13 protein-coding genes, 2 pseudogenes and 1 riboswitch are annotated in these 19920 nt (G+C 35.6%); of the genes and pseudogenes, 6 read left to right on the plus strand and 9 right to left on the minus strand.

Features of this window, described 5'->3' with window-relative positions; genetic code table 11:
* Positions 1 to 77 precede the first annotated feature (77 nt).
* Positions 78 to 1391 (plus strand): anaerobic C4-dicarboxylate transporter family protein, encoded by a 1314-nt coding sequence (locus DN394_RS11925; protein ID WP_149293811.1) that lies wholly within the window; start codon positions 78 to 80, stop codon positions 1389 to 1391.
* A gap of 58 nt (positions 1392 to 1449) precedes the next feature.
* Here DN394_RS11925 and DN394_RS11930 read toward each other — a convergent pair whose 3' ends face one another.
* The 3 genes from DN394_RS11930 to thiM all read right to left on the minus strand — a co-directional run bounded on the left by DN394_RS11930 (position 1450) and on the right by thiM (position 3939).
* The gene (locus DN394_RS11930; RefSeq protein WP_149293812.1) at positions 1450 to 2385 is read right to left on the minus strand and encodes a DUF3089 domain-containing protein; all 936 of its coding nucleotides are present in this window, start codon (positions 2383 to 2385) and stop codon (positions 1450 to 1452) included.
* Between the two features lie 71 nt (positions 2386 to 2456).
* Positions 2457 to 3116 (minus strand): thiamine phosphate synthase, encoded by a 660-nt coding sequence (gene thiE / locus DN394_RS11935; protein ID WP_149293813.1) that lies wholly within the window; start codon positions 3114 to 3116, stop codon positions 2457 to 2459.
* Positions 3117 to 3132: 16 nt separating this feature from the next.
* The gene (gene thiM, locus DN394_RS11940; protein WP_097917461.1) at positions 3133 to 3939 is read right to left on the minus strand and encodes a hydroxyethylthiazole kinase; all 807 of its coding nucleotides are present in this window, start codon (positions 3937 to 3939) and stop codon (positions 3133 to 3135) included.
* Between the two features lie 72 nt (positions 3940 to 4011).
* Positions 4012 to 4121, minus strand: a riboswitch (TPP riboswitch).
* Between the two features lie 428 nt (positions 4122 to 4549).
* Between thiM and topB the strand changes: the two genes are divergently transcribed.
* Positions 4550 to 6739 (plus strand): DNA topoisomerase III, encoded by a 2190-nt coding sequence (gene topB / locus DN394_RS11945; RefSeq protein ID WP_149293814.1) that lies wholly within the window; start codon positions 4550 to 4552, stop codon positions 6737 to 6739.
* Between the two features lie 41 nt (positions 6740 to 6780).
* On the opposite strand, the gene DN394_RS11950 is transcribed toward topB, so the two are convergent.
* The 4 genes from DN394_RS11950 to DN394_RS11965 form a co-directional block, all read right to left on the minus strand.
* Positions 6781 to 9756 (minus strand): YhgE/Pip domain-containing protein, encoded by a 2976-nt coding sequence (locus DN394_RS11950; protein WP_098110034.1) that lies wholly within the window; start codon positions 9754 to 9756, stop codon positions 6781 to 6783.
* Positions 9757 to 10062: 306 nt separating this feature from the next.
* On the minus strand, positions 10063 to 10854 hold the full coding sequence (locus tag DN394_RS11955; protein WP_149293815.1) for an endonuclease/exonuclease/phosphatase family protein: 792 nt from the start codon (positions 10852 to 10854) through the stop codon (positions 10063 to 10065).
* A gap of 4 nt (positions 10855 to 10858) precedes the next feature.
* The gene (locus tag DN394_RS11960; RefSeq protein ID WP_149293816.1) at positions 10859 to 12496 is read right to left on the minus strand and encodes a PTS transporter subunit IIBC; all 1638 of its coding nucleotides are present in this window, start codon (positions 12494 to 12496) and stop codon (positions 10859 to 10861) included.
* 205 nt (positions 12497 to 12701) lie between these two features.
* The gene (locus DN394_RS11965; protein WP_046953754.1) at positions 12702 to 14366 is read right to left on the minus strand and encodes a glycoside hydrolase family 13 protein; all 1665 of its coding nucleotides are present in this window, start codon (positions 14364 to 14366) and stop codon (positions 12702 to 12704) included.
* Between the two features lie 243 nt (positions 14367 to 14609).
* Between DN394_RS11965 and DN394_RS11970 the strand changes: the two genes are divergently transcribed.
* The gene (locus DN394_RS11970; RefSeq protein WP_149293817.1) at positions 14610 to 15944 is read left to right on the plus strand and encodes an FAD-binding oxidoreductase; all 1335 of its coding nucleotides are present in this window, start codon (positions 14610 to 14612) and stop codon (positions 15942 to 15944) included.
* A gap of 31 nt (positions 15945 to 15975) precedes the next feature.
* Here the strand turns inward: DN394_RS11970 and DN394_RS29970 are convergent.
* Both DN394_RS29970 and DN394_RS29975 read right to left on the minus strand, forming a co-directional pair.
* Positions 15976 to 16548: pseudogene (locus DN394_RS29970) on the minus strand (methyl-accepting chemotaxis protein); the annotation flags it as partial.
* A 369-nt stretch (positions 16549 to 16917) separates the two neighbouring features.
* Positions 16918 to 17298 (minus strand): annotated as a pseudogene (locus DN394_RS29975) (HAMP domain-containing protein); the annotation flags it as partial.
* Positions 17299 to 17478: 180 nt separating this feature from the next.
* On the opposite strand from DN394_RS29975, the gene DN394_RS11980 reads away from it, so the two are divergent.
* The 3 genes from DN394_RS11980 (at position 17479) to DN394_RS11990 (ending at position 19903) form a co-directional block, all read left to right on the plus strand.
* Entirely contained in the window at positions 17479 to 18201 is a 723-nt protein-coding gene (locus DN394_RS11980; RefSeq protein WP_060486899.1) for an amino acid ABC transporter ATP-binding protein, read from the plus strand.
* A gap of 121 nt (positions 18202 to 18322) precedes the next feature.
* Positions 18323 to 19117, plus strand: a complete 795-nt coding sequence (locus tag DN394_RS11985; RefSeq protein ID WP_000823733.1) for an ABC transporter substrate-binding protein — start codon at positions 18323 to 18325, stop codon at positions 19115 to 19117.
* Positions 19118 to 19210: 93 nt separating this feature from the next.
* Complete coding sequence (locus DN394_RS11990) at positions 19211 to 19903, plus strand: amino acid ABC transporter permease (RefSeq protein WP_000461606.1); 693 nt, start codon at positions 19211 to 19213, stop codon at positions 19901 to 19903.
* Positions 19904 to 19920 lie beyond the last annotated feature (17 nt).

Consider the following 19920-nt stretch of genomic DNA (forward strand, 5'->3'; position numbering starts at 1 on the left):
GATTATTTATTTCAATTTTCATTTAAATTAAATTATTCGAATATATCTTAACTAATGAATTTCGGAGGTAGTTTATCATGTTTTGGCTACAATTTCTTACGTTACTACTCTGCATTTTTATTGGCGCACGCCTAGGCGGAGTTGGTCTAGGAGTAATGGGTGGCGTTGGTATGGCAATACTTGTTTTCGTCTTCCACTTACAACCTACAGCTCCTCCTATTGATGTAATGCTTATGATTTTAGCAGTAATTACAGCTGCCGGTGCTTTGCAAGCCGCTGGAGGAATGGACTATCTTGTTCATTTGGCTGAGAAAGCATTACGAAAAAATCCAAAGCGTATTACATTCTTTGCTCCAATTGTTACTTATTTATTTACACTGTGCGCAGGAACTGGTCACGTTGCTTATTCTGTACTTCCTGTTATCGCAGAAGTCTCTCGCGAATCTGGGATTAGACCGGAACGACCAATGTCAATTGCCGTAATCGCTTCCCAACAAGCAATTACAGCTAGCCCTATATCAGCTGCAACAGTTGCACTTCTAGCAATGTTAGCTGACTATAAAATCACCTTATTAGATATTTTAAAAGTAAGTATCCCTTCTACTTTCATCGCTTGTATGGTAGCTGCATTTGTTGCTAGCAAAATGGGGAAAGAATTAAAGGAAGACCCTGAATACTTGAAACGATTAAAAGAAGGAATGATCCCTAAGATTGAAGAGAAAAAAGAATTTGTCGGTGTAAAAGGCGCTAAATTATCAGTTATCCTTTTCCTATTAGGAACTTTCCTTGTCGTACTTCTCGGTTCATTTGAAGCACTTCGTCCAGGATGGATAGTTGATGGGAAGTTAGCCCGTCTTTCCATGCCAAACACAATTGAAATGGTTATGTTAACGATCGCAGCTCTTATTATTATTTTCTGTAAACCAAATGTAGAAAGCATCGTGTCTGGTAACGTCTTTAAAGCGGGTGCAACAGCAGTTGTTGCTATTTTGGGGATCGCTTGGATGGGAGATACTTTCTTTAACGGAAACTTAAATATGATTCAAGGATCAATTCAGCACCTAGTAACAAGTGCACCATGGCTATTTGCCATCGCATTATTCATTCTATCTATTTTACTATATAGCCAAGCAGCAACAGTACGCGCTTTAATGCCTCTTGGATTATCACTCGGTATTCCACCAGCACTACTAATCGCTATGTTCCCTGCAGTAAATGGATACTTCTTCATTCCAAACTATGGAACAATCGTTGCTGCGATTAACTTTGATCGCACTGGTACAACAGGCATTGGTAAATATGTTTTAAATCATAGCTTTATGATTCCAGGCCTAATCGCAACATTCACTTCTATCGGAATTGGAATGCTCTTAATATCAATTATGTTTTAAAGAAAAAGCACAAACCTACATTTTTAAAGGGTTTGTGCTTTTTTAATCAAACGTTTGTTTAAATACTTTTGGCCGTCCATTCCTCCATTATGTTCTTTAATAGTTGTGTGAAGTCCTCTGGGAAAAGGTGACCTAAGCCTTCTCTCACAATTAATTTACAGTTCACATTATATTCCTCGAACATTGACATTAATTGAAGTGTGTTTTCGTAAAATAGATCTTTGTCTCCTGTAACAATACATCCTTCTACATTCGTTATATCATTTGATACAACTATACTTTCAATCGCCTTAACATCTCGAATAGCAGGTATAACTGCAATAAATTTTTGAGTCGCTAACATATTCTTTAACGCTAACTCTATCGCTATATTTCCCCCTTGAGAAGCTCCCGCTATGATGATGTCCTCCAAGTTATATTTATTTACAAAATCATTAAAAGTTTTCATAACGTCTTTTATAGCTATTTCATGATTATCCCAGCTATAAGAGTTCATTCCATATATTTGTGAGGATTGAGAAAAACCTAACATATACTCACTTAGTATTTCTTCTTCACACCAATATGGTGCAAAACCATTTATATTTGATCCTCTCCAATGTAAAGAGAATAGACCAGCCTTCGCTTTTTCATTTCCATAAGTAAATAACTTCGGGTCAGCTGTTAACTGCTGTTTTTTAAATATTTCTTCACACTTTTTTACTATTACTTTAAAATCCGCTTTATCTTGTAGCGCCTTTAAGTCTTCATCATACATAAGTGTATGGGGATTCCACCAAACCCCTTTTTGCATAGCTCCATTTAAAATAGCAATCGCCTCTTCACCCTTGCCTTCTACTGAATACGCACAGGCTTTCCAAAAACTCGTTTTATCTATTCTTTCAGGAAATTCTCTTTCCGTTTCATCTATACATCTATAAATGGCATCAAATTCCCCTTTTCCAAATAAACGAAACAACTCATTTTGCAACACTACAAACCTTTCTCGTTTCAAATAATCCCCCCTATTTCTAATTACTAATATCAAAAAAGCTATGTAGCATTTTAATACTACATAGCTTTTTTCTACAAACTCTTACTTACTTCCTCTACTAATTTCTTCGTACTTTCATACGGAGATTCAGCTAAACTAATCGCGGAAATAACAGAAACACCGTCCGCACCTGCTTCTATAACTGACGCGGTATTTTCAATTGTAATGCCACCAATCCCAACGATCGGTATTGTAATTTCTTGTTCTCTAAAATGAGCTAAACCTTTCGTTCCTTGAACTGCTTTCGTATCTTTTTTTGTACTCGTTGGGAAAATAGGGCCAACACCTAAATAATCAGCTCCGTTTTCAATTGCCCAGCGTGCTTCTTCAATTGTATGTGTAGATACACCAACAATTTTATCACCCATTTTTTCACGAACAGAAGTAATTCCTTCATCATCTTGGCCAACATGCACGCCATCTGCATCTAACTCCATAGCTAGTTCCACATCATCATTTACGATGAATGGTACACCGTACTCCTTACAAACTGCTTGTAGTTCTTTCGCGAAACAAATACGTTTCTCTCCCGTTAAAGCCCCTTCCCCCTTTTCACGGAATTGAAAAATTGTTATACCGCCTTCAAGTGCATCTCTCAATACTTGTAGTGGCTCCTTCGCACAATTGTTACTTCCCATAATAAAATATACTGATAATAATCTAGACATTTCAGCCTTTGTAATACGCGACATCTAGTTCCCCTCCTTACTATATAAGCTCAATCTTCCCATACTTCTCAATATCACCCGAAGTGGTATTCGCTAACTGATTTAAAAATTCAATTTGGAAACTACCAGGTCCCTTTTCCACTGTCTTAGCAGCTGCCAGTTCCGCGGCTACACCATAAAACGTTAATGCCGCTACAGCTGCCTTTACATAATCCTTTTCTACTGCTACAAATGCTCCTATTACAGAAGTTAGTAAACAACCTGTTCCAGTAACTTTCGTTAAAATAGGATGTCCATTTCGAATAACAATAGTTCGCTCTCCATCTGTAACAACATCTTCTTCTCCAGTAATCACCGCAACTGTATTTAATTCATCTGCTGCCTGTTTTGCAATACTTACGACATTGCCATTTCCAGAACCGGCGTCTACCCCTTTAATTTCCCATTTCTCATTAATAACGTTTGCTATTTCAGCTGCATTTCCGCGAATAATTGCTAAATCGATTTCGGCCGGAATATGTCTCGCAACTTCTGTTCGATACGATGTTGCTCCTGCACCAACTGGATCAAACAGTACTGGTACATTGTTCACATTTGCTGATTTACCCGCAAGTAACATCGCTTCTACTTCCTCAGGACGAAGTGTCCCCATATTTAATACTAACGCTCCAGCAATGCTGGCCATTTCTGCCACTTCTTCTTTTGCATATGCCATTACAGGCGATGCTCCTAACGCTAACAAACCATTAGCTGTAAAATTTGTTACAACAACATTTGTAATATTATGAACGAGTGGATTAGACTCTCTCACCAAATCCACTACTTTGCTAATTTCTTTCATATTCATCCTTTTCATCTCCTAACTATAGTGATGGGAGATACACAAAAAGACACTTTGCGCGTACGCAAAGTGCCTGAACATGTGCTTTTACACTCTCCCTACGCTGGCATTATCCAACAGGTTCAAATGGTCAATGACGGATTGGTCATACTCTCAGTTTGTATCCACAAACTCCCATGTGCTTATTATTCATCTACTTCAAAGTCTACTCTTATTCTAGTAAAATAACAAGTTCTTTACCTTTCTATTTCATATAGAAGCAACTGATAAAACAATACGCATAATAAAGTGAAACTTTAATCAGTGGGGGTTTTGTTCACCCCCCACTGATTATTAGTTGAACCAATCGGGCTTTTATGGGCAGTTGATCCCCTATCTAACTTCTTGGCTTCCGCTGAATTTTGAGGTAGGGGTCTTACTGCCCGTTAATGCGGGATAAATAAGTATCTTTTTTTCATAGTCTCATCATCGTGTAGATTATGTTCTATCACCATCATTTGATTTCAAACAATTTTTGTTCATACCACTAAAAAACGTTCAAATCTGGAGCGAAACTGAATCTCAAGAAGATGTATGCTATAGTTAACGTATGGAAATTTGAAAGGATGTTTTAAATATGGTAAAAAGCGTTGTAATCGCTGAAAAGCCTTCCGTTGCACGTGATATTGCGCGTGTACTTAAGTGCGATAAAAAAGGAAATGGCTACCTTGAAGGTAGTAAATATATTGTAACTTGGGCTTTAGGTCATCTCGTTACATTAGCTGATCCAGAAAGCTATGATGTGAAATATAAACAGTGGAATTTAGAAGATTTACCGATGCTACCCGAGCGTTTGAAATTAACGGTTATTAAACAAACTGGTAAACAATTTAATGCTGTGAAGAGTCAGCTTCTTAGAAAAGATGTAAATGAAATTATTGTAGCGACAGATGCTGGACGTGAAGGCGAATTAGTCGCACGTTGGATTATCGATAAAGTTAAAATACAGAAGCCTATTAAGCGTTTATGGATTTCATCTGTTACTGACAAAGCAATTAAAGATGGCTTCGCAAATTTAAAACCAGGTAAAGCATATGACAATTTATACGCTTCGGCTGTCGCACGTTCAGAAGCTGACTGGTACATCGGTCTTAACGCGACTCGCGCTTTAACGACTCGCTTTAATGCCCAGCTGAATTGCGGCCGTGTACAAACACCTACTGTCGCTATGATCGCTAGTCGTGAAGATGAAATAAAAAACTTCAAAGCTCAAACTTACTACGGTATCGAAGCGCAAACAACTGATAAGTTAAAACTAACTTGGCAAGATGCAAACGGTAATAGCCGTAGTTTTAATAAAGAAAAAATTGATGGTATTGTAAAAAATCTAGATAAACAAAATGCCACTGTTGTGGAAATTGATAAAAAACAGAAGAAGTCATTCTCCCCTGGCCTTTACGATTTAACTGAATTACAACGTGATGCAAATAAAAAGTTCGGTTACTCTGCGAAAGAAACATTAAACATTATGCAGAAATTGTATGAACAACATAAAGTGCTAACGTACCCTCGTACAGATTCACGCTATATTTCATCTGATATCGTTGGAACACTTCCAGAGCGTCTAAAAGCATGTGGCGTTGGAGAGTACCGTCCTTTAGCACATAAAGTACTACAAAAGCCTATCAAGTCTAATAAGTCATTTGTTGATGATAGTAAAGTAAGTGATCATCACGCAATTATTCCGACAGAAGGATACGTTAACTTCTCAGCCTTCACAGATAAAGAACGTAAAATTTATGATTTAGTTGTAAAACGTTTCTTAGCCGTTTTATTCCCAGCATTCGAATACGAGCAACTAACGTTACGCACAAAAGTTGGCAATGAAACGTTCATCGCACGTGGAAAAACTATTCTACATGCCGGTTGGAAAGAAGTATATGAAAATCGCTTTGAAGATGATGATATAACTGATGACGTAAAAGAACAACTTCTACCTCACATTGAAAAAGGCGATACATTAACTGTAAAGTTAATTATGCAAACATCAGGTCAAACGAAGGCACCTGCACGTTTTAACGAGGCAACTTTACTTTCAGCAATGGAAAATCCTACAAAATATATGGATACGCAAAACAAACAACTTGCTGAAACGTTAAAGTCAACTGGTGGATTAGGTACTGTAGCGACACGAGCTGATATTATCGACAAGTTATTCAATTCGTTCTTACTTGAAAAACGTGGTAAAGATATTCACATTACTTCAAAAGGCCGTCAGTTACTTGATTTAGTGCCAGAAGAACTGAAATCTCCTACACTAACTGGTGAATGGGAGCAAAAACTCGAAGCAATCGCAAAGGGTAAACTGAAAAAAGAAGTATTCATTTCAGAAATGAAGAACTATACGAAAGAAATTGTTTCTGAAATAAAATCGAGTGATAAAAAATATAAACATGACAACATTTCAACAAAGTCTTGTCCAGATTGCGGTAAACCAATGCTAGAGGTAAACGGCAAAAAAGGAAAAATGCTTGTATGCCAAGACCGTGAATGTGGTCATCGTAAAAATGTATCTCGTACAACAAACGCTCGTTGTCCGCAATGTAAGAAGAAGTTAGAATTACGTGGTGAAGGTGCAGGACAAATCTTTGCATGTAAATGTGGCTATCGCGAGAAATTATCCACATTCCAAGAAAGACGTAAAAAGGAATCTGGAAGCAAAGCTGATAAACGCGACGTTCAAAAATATATGAAACAGCAGAACAAAGAAGAAGAACCATTAAACAATCCGTTCGCAGAAGCATTAAAGAAATTAAAATTTGATTAAACAAAAAGGTTCCTACCACTATCGGTAGGAACCTTTTATTTTTAATGAATAATTTTACTTCCTTTTGCGTTCTCAACAAACTTTTCACTTGATTTGTTAATTGGTGTTTTCAGTAATAATGCAGCAACAATCATAACTACTACGAAAGCACTTAACACAAGTAAATCTCTAGTTACTATATCCCAAAGCATTCCACCCACTGTTTCACGAATTGCACTAATTGCGTATGTGAATGGTAAGAACGGATAAAGTGCTTGGAAGAACGCTGGTGTCATTTGAATTGGGAATGTTCCGCCCGATCCCGCTACTTGCAGTACAAGTAAAATGATCGCCATCGATTTCCCAACGTTTCCGAAAATAGAAACGAGTGAGTATACGATACAAACGAAAACTCCGCCAATAAATAAACTAAATAACACAAACCAGAATTTATCGACTACGTACGTACCGAGTAAGAATATATCTCCCATTGATACGATAAACGCTTGTGAAAGACCTATCGTTAAGAATGTTAATAAACGTCCGAAGTAAACTTCATGACTCTTATAATTCGCGCCTTCTTCATGCACTTCTACCGTTAATAATGAAACCATTAATAATGCGCCTACCCATAGTGCAAGCACTGTATAGAATGGTGACATCGCTGAACCGTAGTTCGGCATCGCAAATAATTTATTCTCTTTTAAATTGACTGGATTCGCAAAGTAATCACTTTGCTTTTCAACATCGTTTTTCAATAAGCGTATGATGTCTTTTATATCCTCTTCAGATTCAAAATCACGAATTTTATTTGCTAAGTCTTTAATCTTTTTCTCAGTTTCCGGCATGTCAGCCTTAATGTCTGTTAATTTCTTTTTACCGTCTACTAAGCCTTTTGATGAATCTTCTAGTAACTTTTTAACATCTGGAAGCTTTTTGTCTGCTTCTTTTAAAATTTGAGATGTGTTTTTAGACATCTCTTTTGTACGAGCAATAGCTGCATTGAAATTTGGAGTGATTTCTGAGTCATATTTAGCTAAAATGTCACCAATTTGGCCCGAAACACTTTTAGATACTTCATTAATACTTTCAATCACATCTGCTGCTGGTTTTTGCCCTTTATTAATAGAGTCAATTCCTTTATCAGTTAAATCGATTCCTTTTTGAAGACCATCTTTTACTTTATTCAATTTAGAAATCGTGTTATTCGTGTTCTTATCACTATTTACATCTGCTAAAACTTTATTTGTACTTTCCAGAACTGGAATCATGTCGTTAAATAAATTCCATGCTGCTTTGAACTGTCCATTTAAATCATTTAAGGCTACTTTTGTAGAGTCTAATCCATTAACACCTGCGTTGCTTAAGTCTTCTCTTGCTTTTCCAAGTTCTGTTTTTAATCTGCTGTAATCACTTACAGCCTTATCGTACTTTTCTCTACCATTGTCTAATGCCTCATTGGTTTGATTTACTAACTCATTCGCTTTTTTTATATCTTGATTTAAATTACCTCTAAGTTGTTGCGCATCTTCTTTTACACCTTCAGCCTTATCTTTCAATTGCTCGGCTGTACTTACTGCTTTTTCAAAATCAGTTACGAATGTTGCATTATAATCTGCTTCTGCTTGATTTACCAAGTTATTTATTGAATCTAACTTTTTATTAGTAGCATCTCTTACATCTTGTTTCACTTCTTGCCCTGTACCAATAATATTGGCAATATCTTTAACGCCACCATTTGCATTTTCAATAGCTGATTTAAGGTTTGTTAATCTTTCTATTCTCTTTTGGAAGAATTCTTTTCCAAAATCAGTTGATGCCGACTCTTTAAATTTAGTAAAGACATCAATTACATATGAAACACTATCCGCACGTCCTTGCAGCGTTTCAGAAACATTATTAAGATCTTGTTTCGCTTTTTCCGGATCAAAATTACCATTTTGTAACCCGTTTATAACACCTTGTGCGTAAGTTGTTCCAACACGTATTGAGCTGAAAACATTATTTACAGTTTGATCAATATTTTTAGCAATATTCTTATACCCATCACCATTCACTTGCGGTAACGCTGGAATTTCTGGTATTTGCGGTATTTGTGGAAGAGTTATATTAGGTAACACTGGTAATTTAGCTGGATCTGGAAGTGTCAGATTAAAATCAAATGAAGGATTTTTTAAGTAATCCGTAATTTTCGCTGCAGCATCCAATCCCTGCTTCGTTACAATTAAATTATTCTTAATAGTTCCCGGAGCACGATTCAATGTTTCATTATTTCTCGCAAAGAACCTATCTAAATTCCCTAATGCTTCCTGCCCATCATTCATAACACTTTCTACAACCGGCAACTCTTTTTGCGCTACTTTCACAATATCCTCTGCTCGAGTTGCATCATCTAACGCCTTATCCATTAATGTATTCATTTCTGGGAACTGCGCTTCTAACTTAAAGACAAGGTCTTTTACTTTCTCGATACTTGGTAAGTTTGTTTCTAAATCGATTCCAAGGTCATTGAAGATTTTAAAAATCTCACCGTTTGCTGTTTTAACGAAGTTTTTACTAATTTCTTCCGTAATACCTGATGCACCTTTTGCTGTAATTTTCGGTGCAATCGCATTTACTTTTTCATTTACATAGTAATCAAGTTCTGGCTTTTGTGGATTTTCATCCAGAACAGTTGCAATTTTTTCAGAGAAGTCTTTTGGGATTGTAATACTTGCATAATAATCCCCACGCTCAACTCCGTAAATCGCCTGCTTTTGGTCTACAAATTTCCAACCAAGATTCTTGTTTTTCTTTAGAGAATCTACAATCTCGTCCCCGATATTGATATCTTTCCCTCTTAAATTAGAGCCTGCATCTTGGTTAGAAACGGCAATGGGAACCTCTTTTGTATTTCCATAAGGATCCCAAGAAGCTTTAATGTTAAACCATGCATATAACGATGGTAAAATCATTAACCCTAAAACAATAACAATTGCAGCCCAATGTTTAGCTACATTCCGTAAATCTGTCTTATAAATACGCCAAATTTGTTTCATAGAATTTATCACCTAATTATATATTTTTCCTTCTTTAGAAAATGATACATACATTTTGCAATTATATCACTTTCTACATCGTGGATTAAACGAAAATACACTATTTTTCCCATTAAATATTTCACTTACTTCATTATATAACGAAGTAAAAAAAGTATGCATACAAAATGACCAAATTAGTTTTACATTCAATAATAACAAATATATAGGAAATGTCATAAAAAATACAAGTATTTTCTCTTGGCAATACTTGTATTCCTCAAAAAAATCCTCACAGCTTTTCATCATCTGTGAGGATTTCTTCTATTATATATCTACTTGTACTTCTACACCGAAATGATCTGAAATTACATTTCTGTTCGTACCATTAAAAATGACTTTTGAAGAACGAACTTTTTCACTTTGGTTACACAATATTAGATCGATTCGTAAATTATGTTTATTTTCATCCCAACCAGCAATCTCACCTTGGACAGTTGTTCCTTCATCCTTCTCTATTGCTAGTTCATATGTGTCATACAAACCTTTTTGCATCATATATTCATAACCTTCACCTTGTAAACGGGCGTTATTATTAAAATCACCCATTAAAAAGGAAAGTTCATTACTATCTACACGCCCCATCAAACGATTAACTTGATCTTTGAATGATTCTTCTTCATCATTCCACCAACCGAGGTGGCAGGAGTAAAACGTTATGTTCTTATCATTATAAGCAATTGTCGCACTTACAATTTTGCGTGTTTTCCAATACGTTGTATCCTTATTTTCTGAAATAAAGAACGTATCTTCCTTTACAACATTATGCTTCGTTATAATCGCTAACCCTTCTTCATACACATCATAACCAATATGAGAGAAATCCCAAGTAATATTGTAATCTTTTACATGTAACGCTTTTAACTCTTCTAATAGTAAAAGTCCAAAATTATCTTCTTTCTTGTTACCGCATACATTTCCAGCTTGTATCGACTGACTTACTTCTTGCAATGCGATGACATCGTACTCTTCTTCTCGAATGACTTTAGCAAGATATTTTATCTTTTCCATTTGATTCTCTTCTTGCCAAGAGTGACAGTTTAAAGTTAGCAATTTCATCTTATTACGCACCTAACATATCTTGAATGTCTGACTTTAATACGTCAGCTTTCGGACCATATACTGCTTGTACACCTTTATCCTTTACGATAAGTCCTAAAGCACCATTTTGTTTCCACTGTGCTTCTGGTGCAACAACATCTAAATCTTTTACTGTTACACGTAAACGCGTCATACAAGCATCTACGTCAGCAATATTTTCTTTACCACCTAATAAATCAATAACTTTTGTTGCTAATGAACCATCTTGTACATTTCCTGTTCCTTCTGATGACTCATCTTCATTATCAATATAGTTACCTGCACGTCCTGGTGTTGGTAAGTTGAATTTTTTAATTAAGAAATTGAATAATGTAAAGTTCAGACCGAAGAACACTAATGAAACGATAACGAAATTGATTAAATCTCTTGTTAGTCCTGCATTAACCATCATCGGTGTACGAGTAATTAATTCAATAAATCCAAATGCGTGAACACGTAAGTTAATTAAATCTGCTAATGCGAATGCAAGTCCTGTTGTAATTGCATATACAACATATAATACTGGAGCAATAAACATGAACATGAATTCAATTGGTTCTGTTACACCTGTTAAGAATACTGCTAATGCAGCCGATAAGAACATTGGTTTATATTTTGCACGTTTTTCTTTATCAACATTACGGAACATCGCGAAAGCAATACCCATTAACGCTGCTGTTGAGCCAATAACTTGTCCAGCTTTGAAACGAGCTGGTACAACGTTATTTAATAAATCGTTATATGCTTTCGTATCTCCATTTGCTAGTAAATTATTTAAGTCTGTAATCCATGCAAGCCATAAAGGATCTTGTCCTGCTACAATTTGTCCAACTTTTGAACCAGTTAACATCGTATATGTTCCGCCTAGCTCTGTGTAGTTCATCGGAATCGTTAACATATGATGTAAACCGAATGGTAATAGTAAACGCTCTAACGTTCCATATACAAATGGTGCAACAACTGGTGCACTATCTTTAGATGCTGCAATCCAGCGACCGAATTCATTTAATCCACTTTGGATGAACGGCCATAAAAGTGATAATACAATTGCAGTGACTGTAGACCAAACAATTACAACGAATGGTACGAATCTTTTTCCGTTAAAGAATGCTAATGCCTGTGGCAGTTTGTTATAGTTATAATATTTGTTATATAAATTAGCTCCTAAGAAACCTGTGATAATCCCTACGAAAACTCCCATGTTTAATGCTGGTGCACCAAGTACAGAAGTGAAGTAATCTTTTACAACTAAATCTCCTGCTAATACTGAAGAAACTGTAGCTTTTGAATCCATTAACATTTCAGCGTTTACGCCAAATATAGCTCCTGTAATTCTGTTTGTTAAGACGAATGCTAATAGCGCTGCAAATGCACCACCTGCACGATCTTTCGCCCAAGATCCCCCAATTGCTACTGCGAATAAGATGTGTAGATTTGTAATAATTGCCCAACCTATGTCTTCCATTACGCGAGCGATTGTATGAACTGCGTTAATATCCCCAGCAGACATCCCAATTAACTTACCGATAGAAATCATTAAACCCGCTGCTGGCATTACAGCTACAACAACTAATAATGCTTTCCCGAACTTTTGCCAAAAATCAAAAGACGTAATTTTCATCTGTTCTTCCTCCCCTTTATTTATAACAACATAATGATTTAAATTATAATTTCTGTTTCTATTATGAAAACGATTCCTTATGCTACTTTATTTTTATCTTTACGCAACCGTTTTCATAAATCTATTTTAATAAAAGCGTTTTCACTTTGCAATAGAAATTTATTTTTTTTCATAAAAAAAGATGCTCTAAGAGCATCCTTTTTTATTATGAAATGCGATAAACCCTTGTTTCATAAGGTTTTAACGTGATTGAAGTTACTTGTTCATTTTCTACAACTTCATAGTTATTTAAAAGCAAACGTTTGCGTTCTAGTGCAAATAAACCCTCATTATACACAGCTACCTCTTTTGAGATATTACTAATTACAACAATTTTTTCATCGTTTAATGTACGAGTATATGCATAAATTTGTGGATCATCTTCTAAAAGTAAATCATACGTACCGTAATTCAGTACATCGTGCTCTTTTTTCAAGGCAATCATTTTCTTATAGAAATTGAAAATAGAGTTCTCTTCATTCTTTTGCTTTTCAACATTAATTTCTTTATAGTTTGGATTCATACCAAACCAAGATGCACCTGTTGTAAAGCCAGCATTCATCTCATCGTTCCACTGCATAGGTGTACGTGAATTATCGCGGCAAGAAGCCCATATAATTTCCATCATATCTTGATGTGATACGCCCTCTGCAATTTTCTCTCGATATAAATTTTTAATTGCTACATCATCATAATCTTCAATATTTGGGAATTGAACGTTCGTCATCCCAATTTCTTGTCCTTGATAAATAAACGGTGTACCGTGCATAAAGAAATACATTGCTCCAAGAGCTGTTGCACTTTCACGCCAATATTGTTTATCGTCTCCCCAAGTTGAAACGATACGTGGCTTATCGTGATTCTCAATATATAAAGCATTCCATCCTTTATTTTCTAACCCTTTTTGCCATTTCGTTAATACCTTTTTCAAACCTACAACATCAAGATCTTTCTTCTTTTCTGCATCCCATAAACTTAAATGTTCGAATTGGAATACCATATTGAACTTACCTTGCTCTTCTCCAACCCAAAGCTCAGCATCTTCAATCTTAACGCCATTCGCTTCACCAACAGTCATAATATCATACTTAGAAAACGTATTTTCTTTTAACTCTTCTAATAAAGGTTGAATACCATCCACATTCATATGTTTGTCAAAAGATGGTACATACTTTAGTTCTTTTGGATTTGGCATATCTTTGAAACCATCTTCTTTTTTAATATGGCTGATTGCATCCACTCGGAAACCATCAATTCCTTTATCAAGCCACCAATTAACTGTATCGTATAACACTTCGCGAACTTCTTTATTCTCCCAGTTTAAATCTGGTTGTTTACGCGAGAATAAGTGTAAATAATATTGTCCTGTTACTTCATCATATTCCCATGCCGAACCATTAAAAATACTTTCCCAGTTGTTTGGTTCCGCACCATCTTTACCATCATGCCAAATATACCAATCACGCTTCGGATTGTCTTTAGATGAACGTGACTCAATAAACCATGGATGTTCATCACTCGTATGATTAATAACTAAATCAATAATAAGCTTCATATCACGCTTATGAACTTCATCTAGTAAAGCATCAAAGTCTTCCATCGTACCAAATTCATCCATAATATCTTGATAATCACTAATGTCATAGCCATTATCATCATTAGGTGACTTATACATTGGACAAATCCAAATTACATCTATACCTAAATCTTTTAAATAATCCAGTTTTGCAATAATACCTTGTAAATCTCCAATACCATCACCATTTGAATCCATAAAGCTACGCGGATAAATTTGATACGCAACCGCTTCTTTCCACCATGTCTTTTTCATAGTCATTCTCTCCTTTTGCATCCCATCAGAATTTTATGCAAACGTTTTCGTAACACTATCATAACAAAATATGAATAGTTTGCAACTGTTTTCATTGAACTCTATGTAGATTCCTTATTCTTATGCTTTATTTATTTCTCACAAAAGCAAATCTCATTCCTCACCTGCTCTTGTCCACGCACGTTACATACACTTTTCATATATTAATAAAAAGCACTGCTTGTTTTAGAAAGGAGTGATAAATTGAAACAAACAAAATTAACAGGTCGTATCGTCGTTCCTTCAGACCCGGACTATGACGTAGCCCGAATGAATTTAAATTTAAGCATTCCAAAACTCCCTTGTATTATTGTTTTTTGCCAAAATAAAAATGATGTGTGTAACGCCTTAAAATGGGCACGTGAACGTCATGTACCATTTCGCTTAAGAAGCGGACGTCATAGCTATGAAAATTTTTCTCTTTTAAATAGAGGACTTATTATTGATGTGAGTGAAATGCATCGTATTACTGTTAATACAGATAAATTAACAGCAACAATTGAAGCTGGTGCAAATCTTGGCACGGTTTATAAAGAACTTTGGAATTTTGGTGTGACAATACCGGCTGGTACAAGTGCAAGCGTTGGAATTGTTGGATTAGCTCTTGGCGGTGGCATCGGTATGCTTTCACGCTTATTTGGATTAACATGTGATCAATTAGTAGAAGTTGAAATAGTACAAGCGTGTGGTAAATTTGGAGCAAAAATCATTCGCGCAAACGAACATGAAAACCATAACTTGTTTTGGGCGTGCCGCGGTGGTGGTGGTGGAAACTTCGGAATTGTTACTTCTTTAACTTTTCGAGTGCACCCTATAAAAAATGTATCAATCTTCTCAATTACATGGAAATGGGAAGATTTTATCGTTGCATTTCAAGCGTGGCAAAACTGGGCGCCTTATATAGACGAACGACTCACTTCATCAATTGAATTATTCGCAAAGCAACGAAATAAAATTGAAGTAAAAGGTGAATTTGTTGGCTCTCCCTCTGAACTCCATTCCTTATTATTTCCTCTTCTTGAAACTGGTACCCCCTCTCTCTTTATAGATGAAGTTCCTTATATAAAGGCTGTTGAATTTTTTAATAGTGGTAACATCCCTGAAAACTTCAAACGCTCCGGTTCCTATGTATATAAACCTATTTCCCTTAAAGGAATTCAAATCATGCAACATTTTCTTTCACATGCTCCAAATAAAGATGCGAGTATTTGGCACCAATCGCTCGTAGGTGCTGTTGAAAATATTCCCCCTACTGAAACAGCTTATTTCCATCGTAAAGCAATTATTGCGCAAGAATACATTACCTCTTGGAAATGCGATGATGAAGAAAATCGCAATATACACTGGGTTAAAGATTTACGAGAAAGCTTAGATCCTTATACACTAGGTGACTATGTCAATTGGCCCGATATCGACATTAAAAATTGGCAAACTAGTTATTATGGTCCTAACTTTCAAAGATTGCGTAAAGTGAAAACCATATATGACCCTTGCAATGTTTTTCGTTTTCAACAAAGTATCCCTCCTTTTCATACGTAAAAAAGGAAGAACAGAATGCTGTTCTTCCTTTTTACATTGAAAATCGTTCAATTGTTTGTTTTAAGTCCGTTGCTTGCTTTTCTAAATCCTTTAACAATTGATCGATTACTATCATATTTTTAGATTGTTGCAACGTCACACGTGCTACTTCTTGTGAACCAGCTGATGTTTCCTCAGCAATTGCTGCTACAGCCTTCGTCTGTGCTCCTGTTTGATGAATATGACTCACTTGTTCGTTCATATAGCCACTAATTTGCTTCGTTGCATCAGCAACTTCCATAATACTTGATGACATTTCTTTTAAAATTAATTCAGTAGCTTCCCCACGTTTCGCCTCTTCTTTAGCTGTGTTCACTTGCTCTGTCATTTTCAATGCGACTTGTTGCACCTCTTCTTGCATATTCCGTAATAACTGCGATATATTTCTTGCAGAATGATCGCTTTCATCAGCAAGTTTACGTACTTCTTCAGCTACAACTGCAAAGCCCCTTCCATGCTCTCCAGCACGAGCTGCCTCAATAGAAGCATTCAGTGCTAATAAATTCGTTTGACTAGCAATCTCGCTCACAACAGAAACAATATGTTCTACTTGTTTCATTCGTTCTTCTAACTTCTGTACATTTTGCATCGAATTTTCATTTTCTTTTGCCAATGTTTGAATACCTTGAATTAAAGAAGTAAAGACTCGTGTACTTTGCCCTAAAGCTTGAACCATTTCTAAAGACAACTCGTCAGACTGTTTTGCTTTTTCTTCTACTTCACTCGCAATAGAAGTTGTTGTATCAACAGCAGAAACAATCGCCTGAATGGAAGCTGCTGATTGCTCGGCGCCAGAAGAAATCTCTGCAAGGGTTTCAGACACACCTCGTGCTTGCTTTGTCGCTTCCCCCGTTTGCCTTCTAATTTGCTGAACTTGATTATTTGTATACGAAAATGTAGTATCAATATTTTTTACCATACCTCTTAAGTTCCCTAGCATCATATTAAATGCAACACTTAAAGATTTAATCTCATCATCTGCCTTCGGTAATGGAACATCTTCACGAATATCACCCTCAGCCGCTTTCCTTGCCGCCTCCTCTAACTTCCGAAGTGGTTTAATTAAAAAGATTGCTGCTCCATACGCTAAAATTCCAGACCATACTACACCTAATAGCATAACGATAATATTATAAACAGTTTGACTTACATAACTTTGAAAATAATCGTATATCACGTAAATAAAAAATATACTTGTTGAATATGTAATAAAAGCTAAAACTGTAGTAAATAGCATAAGTTGTGTACGTAAGCCAAAGGAAAATGTCTTCCTTTCTTTTTCCATCTCTTCTTTCCCCCTTTTTATAAGCAACATAAGTACTACCTATATATTATTATCCATATTTTCGTTATAGAAAGATATAGGGATTTTTAAAATCATTATTTCTTTGAATATCAAATTACCCGAAAAAAATAAAGGATTCTGACAATTTATGACTAATAACAGAAATAAGGGGCAACATTTGTAAAATATATTTTGACTGGGGGGGTTTGTATGATTCAGGTTCAAAATCTAGTAAAATCATTTGGCTCACTTGATGTTTTAAAAGGAATTGATTTAGAAGTAAAAGAAAAAGAAGTTGTTGTTTTAATTGGTGCCAGTGGTTCCGGTAAAAGTACATTACTTCGCTGTCTTAACTTTTTAGAAATGTACGATGAAGGTGAAATTCACTTACAAGGTGAACGAATTGATCCACAGCATTCAAATTTAAACAAAGTCCGTGAAAATGTCGGTATGGTTTTTCAACACTTTAACCTCTTTCCCCATATGACCTCACTAGAAAACATCATAGAAGCACCTATTCATGTAAAGAAATTAGAAACAGCAAATGCAAAAGAGATTGGAAATCAGCTTTTGCAAAAAGTCGGTCTACAAGATAAAGCAGATGTAACTCCCCACCTCCTGTCGGGTGGTCAAAAGCAGCGCATTGCCATTGCACGAGCTCTTGCTATGAATCCTAAAATTATGCTATTTGATGAACCTACCTCAGCCTTAGACCCTGAACTTGTTGGAGAAGTATTGCAAGTTATGAAAGAACTTGCTGAAGAAGGAATGACCATGATTATTGTTACTCATGAAATGAATTTCGCAAGAGATGTAGCTGATCGCGTCATATTTATGGATGACGGAAAGATTGTAGAGGATGCTCCGCCAGCACAATTCTTTTCAGCTCCATCACATGAACGAGCAAAACAATTTTTACGCAACGTTTTATAATGTAACTTCTGTTTCAAATGAAAAGAAATACATTCATACGGTGCACAACTAATTATCCAAATAAAATATCTCAGTAACATACTTAAAACCATCCGTATGATCAATATATAGGAGGGGTTTTATGAAAAGAAAACTATTAACCATTGTTGCGAGTATTACATTATGTACATCCTTCATACTAGGAGCCTGTAGTAAGGAAAGTGCTACTACTTCTTCAAATGGTGAAAAAGAATTTCGTTATGCGATGAGTGGCTTATATAAACCTTTTAACTATAAAGAAAATGACGGAAAGCTTGCCGGTTTTGATGTGGAAATTGGTGAGGCACTTGCGAAAAAAATGAATATGAAACCCACCCCTATTACAAATCCATGGGAAACGCTAATTCAAGGTCTACAATCGAAAAAATATGATGCTATATTGGGCAGTATGGCAATTACAGAAGAACGCTTAAAAGCTGTTAGTTTCTCCAATCCTTATTATCGTTCTGGTGCCCAAATTTTTGTGGCTAAAAAGAATACATCTATCTCTTCTCCAGAAGATTTGAAAGGTAAGAAAATTGGTGTTGTAAAAGCTAGTACCTTTAAAGACCTTGTTGCAAAACATACAGATCAAATCACAGAATATGATAGCGATATTACTGCACTTATGGACTTAGAGCCTGGACGTATTGATGCAGTAATCACTGATCAAATGGTCGGTTTACGTATGATCAAAGAAGGTAAATCAAATATAAAAGAAGCTGGAAAACCATTAAATCTTGATGAAATGGGAATTGCTATTCGTAAAGATGATAAAGAAATGGTTAAGAAAGTAAATAAAGCTTTAGATGAAATCATTAAAGATGGTACGTATGAAAAGATCAGTAAAAAATGGTTTGGGCGTAATATTCTCGGTGAAGAGGAAAAAACGAAGTAAATTAGCTAGTCAAATGTTTCATACATTATGCCCCACTTTTTATGTGGGGTATTTCATTCCCTACCAAAATCCATTCAATATGAGGTGACACATATGTTTGAAATTTTTATGTCTACTTATCCCACACTCTTAAAGGCTACTATTGTCACATTACAATTAACACTAACATCCCTATTACTTGGTTCACTAATTGGATTACTATTCGCTTTTTTTCGGATCTCTAACAATAAGATTTTAAATAGTATTGCTCATGTATATATCGCCATTATTCGTGGTACACCTTTAATTGTTCAAATTGCCATTCTCTATTTTGGTATTACATCGATTATTGTCTTCACTCCTTTTTGGGCAGGAGCAATTGCTTTAGCAATCCATAACGGTGCATATATTACTGAAATTTTCCGCGGTTCCATTCAATCTGTCGACCGTGGACAATTGGAAGCTGCTCGTTCTTTAGGTATGCCTTACCCTTTAGCAATGCGCCGTATTGTATTACCGCAAGCATTTCGTCAATCTCTTCCTCCTTTAGGAAATCAGTTTATTATTGGATTAAAGGACTCCTCTCTCGTTGCATATGTAGGATTGTCCGAATTATGGGGATCAGGTTTATCAATTGCTGCAAGTAACTTCCAACAATTAGATACATACATAATCGTTGGTTTATATTACCTCGTACTTGTTCTTCTATTTACTTATTTTGTTAATCTTTTAGAAAAACGATTACAACGAAAAGAAACAAATTCAGTTCAATTTAGCAAAAAGAATAAAAAAGAAGTCTCTTTATAAAAAAAAGCAAGCCTGAA

It is taken from the genome of Bacillus sp. BB081 (assembly GCF_008368895.1).
GTDB lineage: Bacteria > Bacillota > Bacilli > Bacillales > Bacillaceae_G > Bacillus_A > Bacillus_A wiedmannii.